This is a genomic window from Micrococcus sp. HG099, assembly GCF_024723355.1.
In the GTDB taxonomy this organism is placed as follows: domain Bacteria; phylum Actinomycetota; class Actinomycetes; order Actinomycetales; family Micrococcaceae; genus Micrococcus; species Micrococcus endophyticus.
This window is the reverse complement of record NZ_JANQCJ010000058.1, coordinates 1-13,220: the sequence shown is the minus strand read 5'-3', so window position 1 is coordinate 13,220 and position 13,220 is coordinate 1. Positions and strand designations below refer to the sequence as shown.

General features: G+C 73.9%; 16 protein-coding genes. 9 read left to right on the top strand and 7 right to left on the bottom strand.

The window, feature by feature from the left end; all coding sequences use genetic code 11:
• The first annotated feature begins 338 nt into the window (after positions 1-338).
• From NWP10_RS06725 to NWP10_RS06710, 4 genes are all read left to right on the top strand, one after another.
• Positions 339-1,085 carry a DUF6318 family protein gene (locus NWP10_RS06725; protein WP_258300317.1) on the top strand — a complete coding sequence of 249 codons (747 nt, stop codon included), beginning with the start codon at positions 339-341 and terminating at the stop codon, positions 1,083-1,085.
• A gap of 278 nt (positions 1,086-1,363) precedes the next feature.
• A complete protein-coding gene (locus NWP10_RS06720) occupies positions 1,364-2,065 on the top strand; it encodes a PKD domain-containing protein (protein ID WP_258300316.1) in 702 nt (233 codons plus the stop codon).
• Positions 2,066-2,251: 186 nt separating this feature from the next.
• Positions 2,252-3,022 carry a sulfite exporter TauE/SafE family protein gene (locus NWP10_RS06715; protein ID WP_258300315.1) on the top strand — a complete coding sequence of 257 codons (771 nt, stop codon included), beginning with the start codon at positions 2,252-2,254 and terminating at the stop codon, positions 3,020-3,022.
• 122 nt (positions 3,023-3,144) lie between these two features.
• Entirely contained in the window at positions 3,145-3,735 is a 591-nt protein-coding gene (locus NWP10_RS06710; protein ID WP_309137709.1) for an N-acetyltransferase, read from the top strand.
• A 41-nt stretch (positions 3,736-3,776) separates the two neighbouring features.
• Here NWP10_RS06710 and NWP10_RS06705 read toward each other — a convergent pair whose 3' ends face one another.
• Positions 3,777-5,018, bottom strand: a complete 1,242-nt coding sequence (locus NWP10_RS06705) for an NAD(P)/FAD-dependent oxidoreductase (protein WP_258300314.1) — start codon at positions 5,016-5,018, stop codon at positions 3,777-3,779.
• A gap of 74 nt (positions 5,019-5,092) precedes the next feature.
• Between NWP10_RS06705 and NWP10_RS06700 the strand changes: the two genes are divergently transcribed.
• Positions 5,093-5,677 (top strand): sulfite exporter TauE/SafE family protein, encoded by a 585-nt coding sequence (locus tag NWP10_RS06700; RefSeq protein WP_258300313.1) that lies wholly within the window; start codon positions 5,093-5,095, stop codon positions 5,675-5,677.
• Between the two features lie 21 nt (positions 5,678-5,698).
• Here the strand turns inward: NWP10_RS06700 and NWP10_RS06695 are convergent, their stop codons facing one another.
• Positions 5,699-6,307 carry a TetR/AcrR family transcriptional regulator gene (locus NWP10_RS06695; RefSeq protein WP_017488527.1) on the bottom strand — a complete coding sequence of 203 codons (609 nt, stop codon included), beginning with the start codon at positions 6,305-6,307 and terminating at the stop codon, positions 5,699-5,701.
• A 72-nt stretch (positions 6,308-6,379) separates the two neighbouring features.
• Here NWP10_RS06695 and NWP10_RS06690 point away from each other — a divergent pair, with 72 nt between their 5' ends.
• The 3 genes from NWP10_RS06690 to NWP10_RS06680 are packed head-to-tail and all read left to right on the top strand — an operon-like array spanning position 6,380 to position 9,860.
• Positions 6,380-7,165 carry an ATP-binding cassette domain-containing protein gene (locus tag NWP10_RS06690; protein WP_017488526.1) on the top strand — a complete coding sequence of 262 codons (786 nt, stop codon included), beginning with the start codon at positions 6,380-6,382 and terminating at the stop codon, positions 7,163-7,165.
• A complete protein-coding gene (locus NWP10_RS06685; RefSeq protein WP_258300312.1) occupies positions 7,165-9,624 on the top strand; it encodes a YhgE/Pip domain-containing protein in 2,460 nt (819 codons plus the stop codon). The genes NWP10_RS06690 and NWP10_RS06685 overlap by 1 nt, the downstream gene beginning before the upstream one ends.
• 11 nt (positions 9,625-9,635) lie before the next feature.
• A complete protein-coding gene (locus tag NWP10_RS06680) occupies positions 9,636-9,860 on the top strand; it encodes a hypothetical protein (RefSeq protein WP_258300311.1) in 225 nt (74 codons plus the stop codon).
• A 12-nt stretch (positions 9,861-9,872) separates the two neighbouring features.
• On the opposite strand, the gene NWP10_RS06675 is transcribed toward NWP10_RS06680, so the two are convergent.
• From NWP10_RS06675 to NWP10_RS06665, 3 genes are all read right to left on the bottom strand, one after another.
• Positions 9,873-10,403, bottom strand: a complete 531-nt coding sequence (locus NWP10_RS06675; RefSeq protein WP_309137708.1) for an SgcJ/EcaC family oxidoreductase — start codon at positions 10,401-10,403, stop codon at positions 9,873-9,875.
• Positions 10,404-10,432: 29 nt separating this feature from the next.
• Entirely contained in the window at positions 10,433-10,573 is a 141-nt protein-coding gene (locus NWP10_RS06670) for a hypothetical protein (protein ID WP_017488522.1), read from the bottom strand.
• Positions 10,574-10,650: 77 nt separating this feature from the next.
• Complete coding sequence (locus tag NWP10_RS06665; protein WP_234404079.1) at positions 10,651-11,598, bottom strand: class III extradiol ring-cleavage dioxygenase; 948 nt, start codon at positions 11,596-11,598, stop codon at positions 10,651-10,653.
• Positions 11,599-11,639: 41 nt separating this feature from the next.
• Between NWP10_RS06665 and NWP10_RS06660 the strand changes: the two genes are divergently transcribed.
• Positions 11,640-12,122, top strand: a complete 483-nt coding sequence (locus tag NWP10_RS06660) for a MarR family winged helix-turn-helix transcriptional regulator (protein WP_258300310.1) — start codon at positions 11,640-11,642, stop codon at positions 12,120-12,122.
• 235 nt (positions 12,123-12,357) lie between these two features.
• Here NWP10_RS06660 and NWP10_RS06655 read toward each other — a convergent pair whose 3' ends face one another.
• Both NWP10_RS06655 and NWP10_RS06650 read right to left on the bottom strand, forming a co-directional pair.
• Positions 12,358-12,951, bottom strand: coding sequence for an SgcJ/EcaC family oxidoreductase (locus NWP10_RS06655; protein ID WP_258300309.1), 594 nt, complete (start codon positions 12,949-12,951; stop codon positions 12,358-12,360).
• 27 nt (positions 12,952-12,978) lie between these two features.
• The gene (locus NWP10_RS06650; protein ID WP_184173105.1) at positions 12,979-13,134 is read right to left on the bottom strand and encodes a hypothetical protein; all 156 of its coding nucleotides are present in this window, start codon (positions 13,132-13,134) and stop codon (positions 12,979-12,981) included.
• Between the last annotated feature and the right edge of the window lie 86 nt (positions 13,135-13,220).

Sequence of the window (13,220 nt, the reverse complement as noted above, 5' to 3'; positions counted from 1 at the left end):
GTTCGGAGGCGGGCTCGGGGCTGCGCTCGGAGGTGCGCTCGCTCATCCGTCCAGGGTGTCACGAGTCTGCGGGCGGGGCCTGAGGCGGGGTCCCCGGGGACGGATGCAATCGAAATGCCGCGCATTTCGATTGCATCGCGCGATCGGGTGGCGGTGCATGCCGGCGCGGGCCGGTGTGGGCGGCCGTCTCGGCGGGCTGTGGAGAAGTCTGTGGCGGGGTGGGGGCGTCTGCGTACACTCGGGGCAGGTCGGCCCCCTGAGCCCGTGGGAGGGCGCGCTGCGGGATCAGCGCGGGGCCCGACGGTTCACAGAACGGAACCTTCTGGAGGAGGGGGCTCATGTCCTTCACTGCACCCCGGCGCGTGCTGCGCCGTCATCGTCTGACCCAGGTCGGGGCCCTCGGGGCCGGTCTGGTGCTGCTGCTCACGGCCTGCGGCGGAGGATCCGAGCCGGCCGAGAGCTCCTCGTCGACGCCGGCCGGCTCGCCGTCGAGCTCCGCCGAGGCGACCACGCCGAGCCCGTCCGCCGAGTCCAGCCCGACGACGTCGCCGAGCGGGTCTGTCGGCTCGACGGCCGCTGCGGAGTCCTCGGGCAGTGGTGGCGCCTATGTGCCGGCGTCTGCGGAGGGTCCTGCGCAGAACGTGCCCAAGCCCGAGATGCCGGCAGTGATGAGGGAGGAGACCCAGGAGGGCGCCGAGGCGGCGGTGGAGTACTGGTGGGCTGCTCTGGACTACATGGACCAGACCGGCGACTCGACTGCATTTGATGACGTTTCTGCTAGAGATTGCCAGTTCTGCGCCTACTGGAGCGGCTCTACGAAGGATGTCTACAAGAACGGCGGATGGTCGACTGGGACCAATCCTGAAGTAGATTCACAAATTGCAAGGCCCTCTGTCGGTGGCTATATTTCCACACTCCTTGTCAATTTTGACCCAGGAGTCGTGTTTGACGAAAGTGGGCAGGAGGTTCCTGGGTCGGATTCAGGTGTGCGCGAGAAGAGCCCGTGGATCGTGGCAACCGAGTACCTGGAGGACGACAATATTTGGATTGTCACTGATGCGGAGTTCAAGGGGCAGTCTGACTGATGCGCGCCACGAGATTCTCGACTCTAAAAAGTTTGGCCGCTATCTCTCTGCTGGGTGGGTTGATTCTCTTTGCGCAGCCCTCTACGGCTCAGGACCCAAGTGAGCGAGCCAGTGATGGATATGACACAACTTGTCAGCCAACTAAGGCGAGCACTAACCAAGATGAAGGCGGTCTGAAAGCTAGCAATCTGTGCAGTGGTCCGAAATCTCTTTTCGGCCAACATTCGGCCCCCCGGTCGATAGGGACGGGCAGTAAGAATGCCCATATCAAGACCCACATGGCCAGCGCGTGCCACCCGAACCAGGCCGGCAACGCCGACCTCGGGACGTGCCAGGAGCAGACCGACCGGTTCTGCCCTGAGGGCGGGGAGTGGATCATCCCGGTCAGCACGGACACCAGCGTCGACTACGAGAACTCCGCCTTCGGGCCGACCGAGTGCACGACCTCTGCGGTGGCCGGGGCCGGCGGGGCGCGGTCGTTCACCCTCGAGGAGATCCGCACCCTCCTGCTGCTGGATCCGACCATCGAGTCCGACAATGCCGGCCGCGGCGTGCGCAACGCGGAGACGAACTTCTACACGGATGCCGGCGTGGAGACGCTCTCCACGACCATCAACGGGGTGCCGGTGGAGCTGCGCGCCACTCCGGTGTCCTTCCACTGGAACTACGGAGACGGCACGGCGCCGCGGGTTACGCACGTGGGCGGCCACGCCCAGGCCGAGTTCAACACCGCCACGCCCACGAGCCACGTGTACGAGGAGACCGGGGAGTACACGGTCACGCTGACCACGGTGTACATCGGTGAGTACCGGGAGGCGGACGGGGACTGGGTGTTGATTCCGGGCACCATCACCCTGGATGCGGCCCCGGTCACGGCGGACATCTGGCGCACCGTCACCCGCAACGTGGCCGAGGACTGCGCGGCCGACCCGTCCGCGTGGGGCTGCACCGGCCCCATTGATGACCCGGACGCGCCCTGATCGGGCCAGGCGGGCGCCGCCGTCGTCATGCTCAGCTGGGAGGCTCCCGTTTCCCGCACGAAAGTGATGGGGTCCCGTTTCCCGCACGAAAGTGATGGGGTCCCGTTTCCCGCACGAAAGTGGTGGATGTCCGTCGTCGTCCTCACCGGGGCCGACGGCGGCGCCCGCCTGGGCCATACTGCGCCCATGGACATATCGCTCGTGATGCTGGTGCCTGCTCTGATCGCGCTGGCCGCCCTGATGGTGGGCGGCGCGCTCCAACGGGTCAGCGGCATGGGCGTGGGCATGATCGCCGGGCCGACCCTCTCGCTGCTCCTGGGACCGGTCGCGGGCGTGAGCCTGGCCAACGTGGCTGCCGTCGTCTCCGCGGTCCTGCTGTTCGCCCTGCTGCGGCGGCACGTGGACTGGGGCCGATTCCTCCGCCTCGCGCCCCTGCTCATCGTCGGCTCGTTCGCCGGGGCATGGGCGGTCCGCAGCCTGGACGTGCACGCCCTCGAGGTGCTGCTCGGCGGCTCCGTGCTCGTCGCGATCGCGGCCTCCCTCGGTCTGCAGCGCCGCTTCACGGCCTCGGGCAGCGCTCCCGCGGCCCTGGCCGGCACCGCGGCCGGGTTCATGAACACCACCGCCGCGGTGGCCGGGCCGGCCCTCGCGGTCTACGCCGTCGCCAGCCGCTGGGAGCAGCGCTCCTGGGCGGCCACCCTGCAGCCCATCTTCCTGCTCGCGAACCTCACCTCGCTCGCCACCAAGTCCCTCTTCGGCACCGCGGTCCCCGCCGGCGTCGACGTCCACTGGACGGTCTGGACGGCCGTCGTGGTCGGCGGCCCGATCGGCGTGCTGATCGGCAGCCGGATCGCCCCCCGCGTGAACCCCTCCCGGGCGCGCCTGCTGGCCATCTGCGTGGCCGGCGTCGGGGCGAGCGTCGCCCTCCTCCGCGGGATCGTCGGCCTCCTGGCCTGACGTCGCCCCTCGCCGCGGGGCGTTGCGCTCACGACTCGCCGTCGCGCCGACGGCGGCGCGGCGCGTCGTGAGCGCAACGCAACGGAACCGCCGAAGCGCCCGCACCCGGCTACGGTCCGAGCATGAGCACGCCCCCGCGCCCGTCCACGCCCCAGCCGCCAGCCTCCACCCCTAGCCCCGCCCACGTCCGCCCCGCCCGCCCGGAGGACGCCGCCGCCATCGCCGCCGTCGCCGCCGCGACCTTCGGGGACGCGAGCCCGGCCTCCCTTCCGCCCGAGGTGATCCAGGCGCACATTGACGAGCACCTCAACGAGCGCGTCGTCGCGGCATGGATCGCGGACCCGGCGCGGATCGTCCTGGTCGGCGGCACCGCGCCGGACGAGGTCCTCGGCTACGCCATGCTCGAGACCGCCGCCACCGCCGAGGAGCCCGTCGTCGAGCGCCTGGGCGAGACCCCCGCCGGCCACCTGTCCAAGGTGTACGTCCTCGCCGAGTCCCGCGGGACCGGCCTCGCCGAGGCCCTGGTGCGCGACGGCGTCGCCCGCCTCGAGGCCCTCGGCTTCCGGCATGTCTGGCTCGGCACCAACGCGCAGAACGCCCGCGCGAACGCGTTCTACGAGCGCCTCGGCTTCGAGAAGATCGGCGCGCGGACGTTCGTGGTGGGCGGCACCCGCGTGGAGGACGACTGGGTGCGGCTGCTCAGCCTGGGCTGAGCCCCGCCGCCCCCGCGGCCCCGGCACCCCCGCCCCCGGCGTCAGCCGCGGACCTCGGCCCACGGCGTCCCCGCCGCCACGAGCTCCCGCCCGCGCTCGTAGAACTCGTCCGCGTTGTAGGTCAGCACGCCCACCACGCGGTCCTCGGCGTCCGTGTACCAGACCGTGAACCCGCCGGTGCGCTCCACCATGCGGGCCTGCTCGTGGCCGTCGCCCCACGCGCAGTGCTTGAGGGTGTGCTCGCCGATGGTGCTCCAGAACCCGGGCACGGTCTCCCACGCCCGCAGGGTGTCCGCCTCCGCCGTCGCCTCGTGGGCCTGCGCGGAGGCCTGCCCGGCGCCGTCCGGGGCGCCGACCTCGGTGTGGGCGGCGTTGTGCCCGGCGACCTCGCCCATGCTCAGGGCGTCGCCCCAGTGCTCCACGGGGACCGGCCGCCCGGCCACGGCGTGGTGCGCGCGGGCCACGTCCCCGGCCACCCACACGCCCGGTGCCGCCTGCAGGTGCTCGTCCGCCACGATCCGCCCCTCGTGCACGGTCAGCTCGGAGTCCGCCAGCCAGCCGCCGCCGGGCTCGACCCCCACCGCGGCGAGGATCAGGTCCGGGGCGAGCGTGGCGCCGTCGTCGAGGTGGACGGTGCGCGGGGCGCGCACCCCGGAGACCCGCACGCCGGTGCGCAGTTCGACGCCCGCGCCCACCAGCCACTGCGCGATGCGCTCGCCCGCCTCCCGGCCCAGCCGCTCCTGCTGCGGCACCTCGTCCGGGGTGACCAGCGTGGTCCCCACCCCGCGCAGCGCCAGCGAGGCCGCCGCCTCGCAGCCGATGAACCCCGATCCCACCACGACGGCGGAGCGCGCGTGCCCGGCCGACGTCACCAGGCGGCGGGCGTCGGCGAAGGAGCGCAGCAGGTGCACCTCGGCGCCGGCCTCGACGTCCGGCAGGGGGACCGGACGGGCGCCCAGGGCCAGGATGAGCCGCTCGAAGCGGATCGGCTCCTCGGCGGCCCACAGCGTCCGCGCACCCAGGTCCGCGCGGGTGACGGTCACACCCCGGCGCAGCTCGACGGCGCCCGGCAGCTCGTCCAGCACCGTCGGCTCGGGTTCGGCGGTGCCGCGCAGCAGCTCCTTGGACAGCGGCGGACGCTCGTAGGGGTGGTCCACGTCCGAGGTGAGCATGAGGACGGGGCCGGGCCCCCCGGCGTCGACGTAGGCGCGGGCGGCGCTGACGCCGGCGGGGCCGCTGCCCACGATCACGAGCGGGTACGGGGTGGAGCTGTGCTGGGCCATGCGGCCAGCATGCGCACCCGTCACGGGCGGGTGCCAGGGCCGACGGGCACCCCCGGCTCCGGCATATTGCCCGCATGGACCCCTCCCTGGTGTGGCTGCCGGCCGTCGTCGCGCTGGCGGCGATCACCCTGGGCGGCACGCTCCAGCGGGTGAGCGGGATGGGTGTGGGCATGATCGCCGCACCCACGCTGTCCCTGCTCCTGGGCCCGGTGGCGCGGGCGGCGCTGTCCAACGTGGCCGCCTCGGTGTCCGCGGTGCTGCTGTTCGCGATGCTGCACAGGCATGTGGACTGGCCGCGCTTCATCCGCCTCGCTCCGTTGCTCGTGGCCGGCTCGTTCGCGGGGGCGTGGGCCGTGCGGGTCCTGGACGCCCTCGCACTCGAGATCCTCCTGGGGTCCTCCGTGCTGGTGGCCGTGGCCGCCGTCCTGGGCCTGCAGCAGCGCTCCACCGCCCAGGGGGACGGGGCCGTGCCCGCGGGGCTGCACGTGCCGTGGCCGGTGTGGGTCGCCGTGATGGCGGGCGGCCCGCTGGGTGTGCTGCTCGGTTCGGTGGTGGCCCGCCGGGTGGACCCGGCGAAGGCGCGCGTCCTCGCGATCTGCCTGGCCGGCGTCGGGGGCACAGTGGCGCTGGTGCGCGGTGTGGCCGGCACCCTGGGCTGAGGCAGGGCCGGCGCGCAGGCGTCAGGGCAGGAGGGAGCGTACGGCCGCGGCCAGCGTGTCCCGCACATCGTCCACCGTCAGGTCCTCCGGGGCCAGGTGCCGCTCGACCGTCAGCGTGTGCACGAGCATCAGGAGCATGGCCGCGGTGTGTGTGACCTGCGCTTCCGGGACGTCGGCCAGCACGCGGTGCTCGCGCAGCAGGCCGGCCAGGAAGTCCCGCCGCCGGACGGTGAGCACCCGGTAGGCCCGCCCCACGGCGGGCTCGCGCAGGCCCACGGACTGGAACTCGTGGAGGAGCAGGGGCCAGGAGCCCGTGGGCTCGAGCACGACGTCGGCCAGGGCCTCCGCCACGCGGGCCACCAGGTCCTCGCGCGGCAGGTCGGGATCGTCCAGGGCGTCGGCGACGCCGTCCATGGCCCGGGTGGTCGCCCGCTCGAACTGGACGGTGCAGGCGGCGGCGAAGAGGTCCGGCTTCCCCGCGAAGCCGGAATAGACGGCACCCTTCGTGTAGCCGGCCTCCGCTGCGATCCGGGTGAGGGAGGACCGCGCGTAGCCCTCCCGTCCGAACACCTGGGCCGCGTGGTCGAGGATCGCCGCGCGGACATCCTCGCGGCGGGGTCGGGTGGCCATGTTGCCCTCTCGATGCCGATGGTATTGAATACCGATGGTACTGAATCCGCCTCGACTCGGCAAAGAGGGCCTATGTCTTCCACTCCCACCGACGCCGATCACCATGGCCCCGGGCCCGCCCCCGTCCCGGCGCACCTCGACGACCTCCCGCCCGCCACCCTCGTGGCGCGCGGTCTGACCCTGCGCGGCGGGCGCGGGCCGGTGTTCGGCCCCCTCGACCTGGTGCTGCCCCCGCAGACCCACCTGGCCGTGCTCGGAACCCAGGGCTCGGGCCGCTCGGCCCTGCTGCTCGCCCTCACGGGGCGCCTGCAGGGCGTGCGGGGTGAGCTCGTGCTCACCGCCGGCCCCGTGGACGTCGCCCTGGACGGGCCGGAGCGACCCGCCGCCCGCGCGTACCGGCCCCTGATCGACGCCACGCGCCACCCGTACGCCCTGCGCGCTCGCACCGCCATCGCCCACACCACCGACGTGGTGGAGCTCGAGCCGGCGCTGACCGCGGCCGAGGTCGTGGACGAGCGCTGTCTCGCCGACGGCGTGCGCCGCCGCGCCGGCCGCGCGCGCTTCGCCCTCCTCGCGGACGCGGTGAGGCTGACCGTGGCGCCGGAGGCCGTCGTCGGGGAGCTGTCCGCGCCCGATCGCGCGCTGCTGGCCGCCGTCGTCGCCTGCCTGCGCCCGGCCCGCCTCGTCACCTTCGACGACGTGGACGCCACCCTGACCCTCGATGAGCTGGTCGCGCTCCACGCGGCCCTGGACGTCCTCAAGGACCACGGCCACCCGTTCGCGGTGAGCGCCGTGGCCTCCGCGCCCGTGCCGCGCGACGCCGTCGTCCTCACCCTGCCCCCCGTCCGGGAGAACTGATGCTGTTCCGCTACGAGCTGCGACGCTTCCGCCGTGGCCTGCCCCTGCTCGCCCTGCTGTTCATCCTCCTCGTCCCCGCCATCTACGGCGCCCTGTACCTGTCCGCGAACTGGGACCCCTACGGGGCCATGAACCGTCTGCCGGTGGCGATCGTCAACGAGGACGAGCCCGTCCAGCGCGGCGACACCACGCTGCGCACCGGCGCGGACATGACCGAACGCCTCAAGGAGGACCACGCCTTCGACTGGCGCGAGACCACGCGCGAGGAGGCCGAGGAGGGACTGCGGGAGGGCCGGTACTACCTCGTCCTGGAGATCCCCGCCGAGCTCAGTCGTGACCTCGTCAGCCCCGAGGGCGGCGGGACACCGCAGCAGGCGCAGATCACCCTGCGCCGGGACGACGCCAACGGCTTCGTGATCGGCTCCGTCACGAACTCGAGCCAGGCCAAGGTCGAGGCCGCCGTGAACCGGTCCGCGATCGAGGCGTACTTCGAGTCCGTCTTCTCCAGCCTCGGCGAGCTGCGGTCGGGCATGGTCGACGCCGCCGACGGTGCCGCACAGCTGGCCGACGGCACGGCCTCCGCGGAGGACGGGGCGAGCCAGCTGGAGGACGGGATCGTCCAGGCCCACGACGGCTCCGGCCGGCTGGCCGAGGGCGCGGGCCAGCTCGCCACGGGTGCGGGTGACCTCGCGGACGGCGCCGCCCAGGCCGACGACGGCGCCCAGCGGCTCGCCGAGGGCGCCGCGTCCGCGCAGGACGGGGCCGGCCGTCTGGCCGACGGGCTCGACCAGGCGCGCGAGGGCTCCCAGGCCCTCGCCGACGGCGCCGGGCAGCTCGCCGAGAACGCCCCCGCGCTGCGTCAGGGCGCCACGGACCTCTCCGACGGGCTGGCCCAGCTGCAGACCGGATCGGCCGAGCTCACCGACGGCGCCACGCAGGTGGCCGACGGCACCCAGCAGCTCTACGACACGGTGGTCCCCGGCCTGGACCGGGTGATCGAGCGGCAGGACGCGGTGGCCGCCGACGTCGCGGCGGTGGACGAGGACGTCCAGCGGGTCGCCGAGGTGGCCGGCACGGCCGGGGACGGCGCGGGCGCCCGCATCGCCGATGCGCAGGCCGCCCTGGCCGCGCTCGCCGAGGAGGACCCGACGCTCGCCGAGTCCGAGCAGTACGCCGCGCTCCAGGAGGCGCTCACCGGAGCGGACGAGCGGGTGACCGCCGTCGCCGGCCGCGCCGAGGAGGCCGCCGCGACCTCCGCGGCCGCCAACGAGCGCGTCCAGGGCTTCGTCGAGGACGACGTCGCCGCCTCCGCCAAGGCGGATCTGACGGACCTCAACGACGGCGCCCACGCCGTGGCCGCGGGCGCGGAGAAGCTGCAGGGCGGGATCGGTGAGGCGAAGGACGGGGCCGACTCCCTCGCCGACGGCGCCGGGAAGTTCGCGGACGGCCTCGAGCAGCTGGGCTCCGGCGCGACCGAGCTCGACGGCGGCCTGGCCCAGCTCCAGGACGGCGCCGGAGAGCTGCAGTCCGGCCTCGGCGAGCTGACGGACGGGGCGACCACCCTCGCCGAGGGCAACGCCGCGCTCCACGACGGGGCGCTGACGCTGCAGGACGGTGCGGGGCAGCTGGAGTCCGGCGCGACCGAGCTCGACGGCGGCCTGGCCCAGCTCCAGGACGGCGCCGGGGAGCTGCACACCGGCCTCGGCACCCTCGACGACGGCGCCCACGAGCTCGCCTCCGGGCTCTCCGACGGCGTCGACCGCGTCCCCGCCCTGACCGAGGATCAGCGGGACGAAGCCGCCCTGGTGATGTCCCGGCCCGTGGAGGCCGTGATGCAGGTGGACAACTCCGCGGAGGTCTACGGCCGCGGCATGGCGCCGATGTTCTTCTCCATCGCGCTGTGGGTGTTCGGCATCGCCGCGTTCAACATCATGCGGCCCATCAGCGGGCGGCTGCTGGCCGGGCGCCGCAACCCGGTGGCGATCGCGCTGGCCGCGTGGCTGCCCGTGGGCATCGTGGCCGTGGGCGGCGGCCTGCTCATGCTCGCCGCCACGCTGCCGCTGGGCTTGGCCCCCGTGCACCCGGTGCGGGCCGTGGCCCTGACGGTGCTCGTGGCCGTGGTGTTCTCCCTCATCGCGCACCTGGTGCAGACGGCGCTCGGCACCCCCGGTTCGGCGCTGCTGCTGGTCCTGCTGATCCTGCAGCTGGCCTCCACCGGCGGCACCTACCCGGCCGAGGTGCTGCCCGGCTTCTTCCGGGCACTGCACCCGTTCATGCCGATGAGCTACTCCATCGAGGCGTTCCGCACCGCGATCTCCGGCGGCCTGGACCAGCACTTCTGGGTGCCGGTGGTCGTGCTGATGGGCGTCGGGGCGGCGGCGCTCGCCCTGGATGTGCTCGTGGTGCGGCGCCGGCGCCGGTTCCGCATGAAGGACCTGCACCCCGCGCTGCAGGCCTGAGCGCGGCCGACGTGGCCGCGTGGATCGCCGACGCGGAGCGGATCGTGCTCGTGGGCGCCGCGGCCGACGCCCCGGAGACCCTGCTCGGCTACGCCATGTACGAGACCGCCGCGACCCCCGAGACGCCCGTCACGGAGCGGCTCGGCGACGTGCCGGCCGGCCACCTCTCCACGTTGTTCGTGGTCGGCGGGGAGCGCGTCGAGGACGACTGGGTGCGGCTGCTGACGGTGGCGTGAGCCGGTCGCCGCTCAGCAGGCCTCCGGGCCGTCCGGGTCCTCGTCGGGGTCGAACCGCGCGGACGGGTGGTAGTGCACCGCGGCGAGCCCCTCGTCGTCGGCCAGGTGGGTCTGCGCCTCGGGCACGGAATCCGTGTTCTGCCCGGCCACCGCCTCCCACGCCCCGGCCTCGGTGCGGCGCACCACGAGAAGCAGGACGCCGGTGCGCTCGCCGGCCTCGTCGCCGTCGGGCGCGGTCTGCCCCGTCATGGTCCACGGCGCGTGCACCACCGCCACGTCCCCGAGCTCGCGCACGCGCACCTGCCCGAGCACGAGCCGGGAGGCCGGGAACATCCAGCGGAAGCCGAGCGCGTGGTTCACCCGGATCTGCCGACGCCGCCTCCACCACACGCCCACCACGTTCACGAAGTCCGCGTCCTCGGCGAACAGGTCGGCGAGCGCGTCGGCGTCGGCGGCGTTCCAGGCGGCCGCGAAGGCCTCGGCCACCGCGGCGGGGCCGGTCGGTCGGGCCGCGACGTCGGCGGTGGGGTCCGCGGGGGACATGGCTGCTCCTGGATCGGGCAAGGGCGGGTTCAGCGGGCGGGTCCGTAGGCCAGCGTCAGAACGACGGCGGCGAACAGCACCGCCATCACGGCCAGGACCGTGAGCACGGCGCGCAGGGCCGCACGCGTGCGCGGGTCGGCCGGGGGTGGTGCATCCGGACGTCGGGTCACGCTCGCCAGTGTGGCACGCGGCACGGCGCGAGGGGCGCGTGCGTCGGCCCGCGTCGAAGGCGCCTCCCTGCCGGGGCTCAGTCGACGCTGAAGCTGCGGATGTGGTTGCTGAACACGAAGCGGTCGAACACGGTCCGCGCGCTGGAGGGGTCGTTCGCGGCGCCCATGGTGAGCAGCAGCGGGACGTAGTGGTCCGCTGTCGGGTGGGCGATGCGCGCGCCGGGCGCCTTGTCCAGGTACCCGATCAGGGAGTCGACGTCGCCGGCGTGGGTCATCTCGGCGGCCCACTTGTCGAAGGCGTCGACGTGGCCGAACAGGCGGGGGTCGCGCATGGCGGCGAACGAGTGCGTCATGAAGCCGGAGCCGATCACGAGCACGCCCTCCTCGCGCAGGGAGCGCAGCTTCACGCCGAGGTCCAGCAGCGCGGAGGGGTCCATGGACGGCATGGACACCTGCACCACGGGCACGTCCGCGTCCGGGTACATGGCCATCAGCGGGATGTAGGCGCCGTGGTCCAGCCCGCGGCCGGTCTGGTGCACCGAGCCGGGGCGGCCCTGGCCGACCACGCCCGCCACGCGCGCCGCCAGGTCGGTGGCGTCCGGGGTGGCGTACTGCAGCTCGTAGTAGCGGGGGTGGAAGCCGCCGAAGTCGTAGACCAGCGGGGTGCCGGCCGCGGCGGAGGAGATGGCCACGGGGGCGTCCTCCCAGTGCGCGGAGACGATCACGATCGCGCGCGGCTTCGGCATGGACTGCGCCCAGTCGAAGAGATCGGCGAGCCACTGCGGTTCGTCCAGGGTGGGCGGGGCGCCGTGGCTGACGAACAGCGACGGCAGGGGTCCGTCGGACGGCTCCCAGCGGCGCTGCGCGCGGGTGAGGGGCAGCGCGCGCACGAGCAGGTCGTCGTACGCGCCGGCGGGGGTGGGCTGCGCCCAGGGGTCCTGGATGGTGGTGGTCATGGTGTCCTCCTGGACGACGACGGTCAATGGCTTCACGCTTGAACTCGATTGTACGCGGGTTGAGTTCATGGTGCAAGGGATATTCGGGGCGGTGGGGCTATCATGGAGCCATGCCCCACGACTCCGCCCGCTGGCTCGATGAGGAGGAGCGCCGCGCGTTCCTCGCCCTGATGAGCGTCACCATGCGCCTCGAGCCCGCGCTGGACGCCCAGCTGCGCCGAGACGCGGACCTCACCCACTTCGAGTACTCGGTGATGGCCAACCTCTCCGAGTCCGAGGGGGACACCCGCCGCATGAGCGAGCTCGCGTGGCTCTCCGCCGGCTCGCTGCCGCGCCTGTCCCAGGTGGTCACGCGCCTGGAGCGCCGCGGCCTGGTCGAGCGCACCCCGGACCCCACGGACGGGCGCTACACCCTGGCCGTGCTCACGCCCGAGGGTCGCGCCGTGGTGGAGGAGTCCGCGCCGGGCCACGTGGAGGAGGTCCGCCGCGTGGTCCTGGACCCGCTCACGCGGGCGCAGGTGAAGCAGCTGGCCGCGATCGGCAAGCGGATCGTGGGCGTGCTCGACCCCGAGGACCGCTGCCTCGAGGACTGACCCCGCGCGACGCCGTCGTCGTCGTCGTCCCCACCCGCGCCCGCTGTCCCACTGCTTCCCACGCCCCCACTTCCTCGAGCTGTCCTGCAGAGTGCCGTCAAGAGCCCCTTCTGAGCGCTCATACCGGCCATCTGCAGGACAGCTCGCCCCGGGGAAGGGGAAGGGGAGGGGGGAGTTGGGGAGGGGAGCCGGGGCGGGACGGGCTCCTGACCACACCCCCGCCTGGGCCTCGCGCTCAGCCGGCGGCGGGGCCGCCGTCGTCGGGGTGGAGCCACGCGGACGGGTGCGGGTGCACCTCCGCCAGCAGGTCGTCGTCGTCCTCGTCGGCGGGTCGGGGGCGCGGTTCCGGGGAGCGGTCCGTGTTCTGCGCGGCCACGACCTCCCAGGCGCCGGCCTCGTCGCGGCGCACCACGAGCAGGAGCACGCCGGTGCGCTCGCCGTCGCCCCCGCCGGATCCGTCGCCCCCGGCCTCACGCACGCCCACGGAGCCCGTCGCCTCACCGGCCTCCCCGCCCACGCCCGGCCCGGTCATGGTCCAGGGGGCGTGCACGACGGCCACGTCGCCGAGGTCCCGCACCCGCACCTCGTCCATCTCGAGGCGCGACTCCGGGAACATCCACCGGAAGCCGCGCGCGTGCTCGAGGCGGATCTGCCGCCGCCGGGTCCACCAGACGCCCAGCACGGTGACGAAGTCGGCGTCCTCCGCGAACAGGTTCGCCAGCGCGTCGGCGTCCGCGGCGTTCCACGCGGCCTCGAAGGCCTCGGCCACCGCGGCCGGGGAGGCGGACGGCCGCGCCGGCAGGCGGGGCGAGGGGTCCGCGGGGGACATGGCTGCTCCTGGGTGGGGAAGGGGGCGTCAGCGCGCGGGCCCGTAGGCCAGCAGCAGCACGACGACGGCGAACAGCGCCGCCATCACGGCCAGCGCCGCCAGCACGGCGCGCACCGCGGAGCGGGCACGGTGCCCCGCGGGACGGGGCGCGTCCGGTCGGGGGTCACGCGGCCAGTGTGGCATGCGGGGCGGGCGGGCCCGCGCGTGCGTCCTCCCGCGTGACCTGGGGTTTCGGCGGGCGGGGGGCGCGCCGGCTCTTATACACATCT

Excerpts from the sequence above, each read along its gene's own strand:
- NWP10_RS06725 (WP_258300317.1), top strand. The coding sequence starts at position 339 with ATGTCCTTCACTGCACCCCGGCGCGTGCTGCGCCGTCATCGTCTGACC.
- NWP10_RS06720 (WP_258300316.1), top strand. The coding sequence starts at position 1,364 with ATGGCCAGCGCGTGCCACCCGAACCAGGCCGGCAACGCCGACCTCGGG.
- NWP10_RS06715 (WP_258300315.1), top strand. The coding sequence starts at position 2,252 with ATGGACATATCGCTCGTGATGCTGGTGCCTGCTCTGATCGCGCTGGCC.
- NWP10_RS06710 (WP_309137709.1), top strand. The coding sequence starts at position 3,145 with ATGAGCACGCCCCCGCGCCCGTCCACGCCCCAGCCGCCAGCCTCCACC.
- NWP10_RS06705 (WP_258300314.1), bottom strand. The coding sequence starts at position 5,018 with ATGGCCCAGCACAGCTCCACCCCGTACCCGCTCGTGATCGTGGGCAGC.
- NWP10_RS06700 (WP_258300313.1), top strand. The coding sequence starts at position 5,093 with ATGGACCCCTCCCTGGTGTGGCTGCCGGCCGTCGTCGCGCTGGCGGCG.
- NWP10_RS06695 (WP_017488527.1), bottom strand. The coding sequence starts at position 6,307 with ATGGCCACCCGACCCCGCCGCGAGGATGTCCGCGCGGCGATCCTCGAC.
- NWP10_RS06690 (WP_017488526.1), top strand. The coding sequence starts at position 6,380 with ATGTCTTCCACTCCCACCGACGCCGATCACCATGGCCCCGGGCCCGCC.
- NWP10_RS06685 (WP_258300312.1), top strand. The coding sequence starts at position 7,165 with ATGCTGTTCCGCTACGAGCTGCGACGCTTCCGCCGTGGCCTGCCCCTG.
- NWP10_RS06675 (WP_309137708.1), bottom strand. The coding sequence starts at position 10,403 with ATGTCCCCCGCGGACCCCACCGCCGACGTCGCGGCCCGACCGACCGGC.
- NWP10_RS06665 (WP_234404079.1), bottom strand. The coding sequence starts at position 11,598 with ATGAACTCAACCCGCGTACAATCGAGTTCAAGCGTGAAGCCATTGACC.
- NWP10_RS06660 (WP_258300310.1), top strand. The coding sequence starts at position 11,640 with ATGCCCCACGACTCCGCCCGCTGGCTCGATGAGGAGGAGCGCCGCGCG.
- NWP10_RS06655 (WP_258300309.1), bottom strand. The coding sequence starts at position 12,951 with ATGTCCCCCGCGGACCCCTCGCCCCGCCTGCCGGCGCGGCCGTCCGCC.
- NWP10_RS06650 (WP_184173105.1), bottom strand. The coding sequence starts at position 13,134 with ATGCCACACTGGCCGCGTGACCCCCGACCGGACGCGCCCCGTCCCGCG.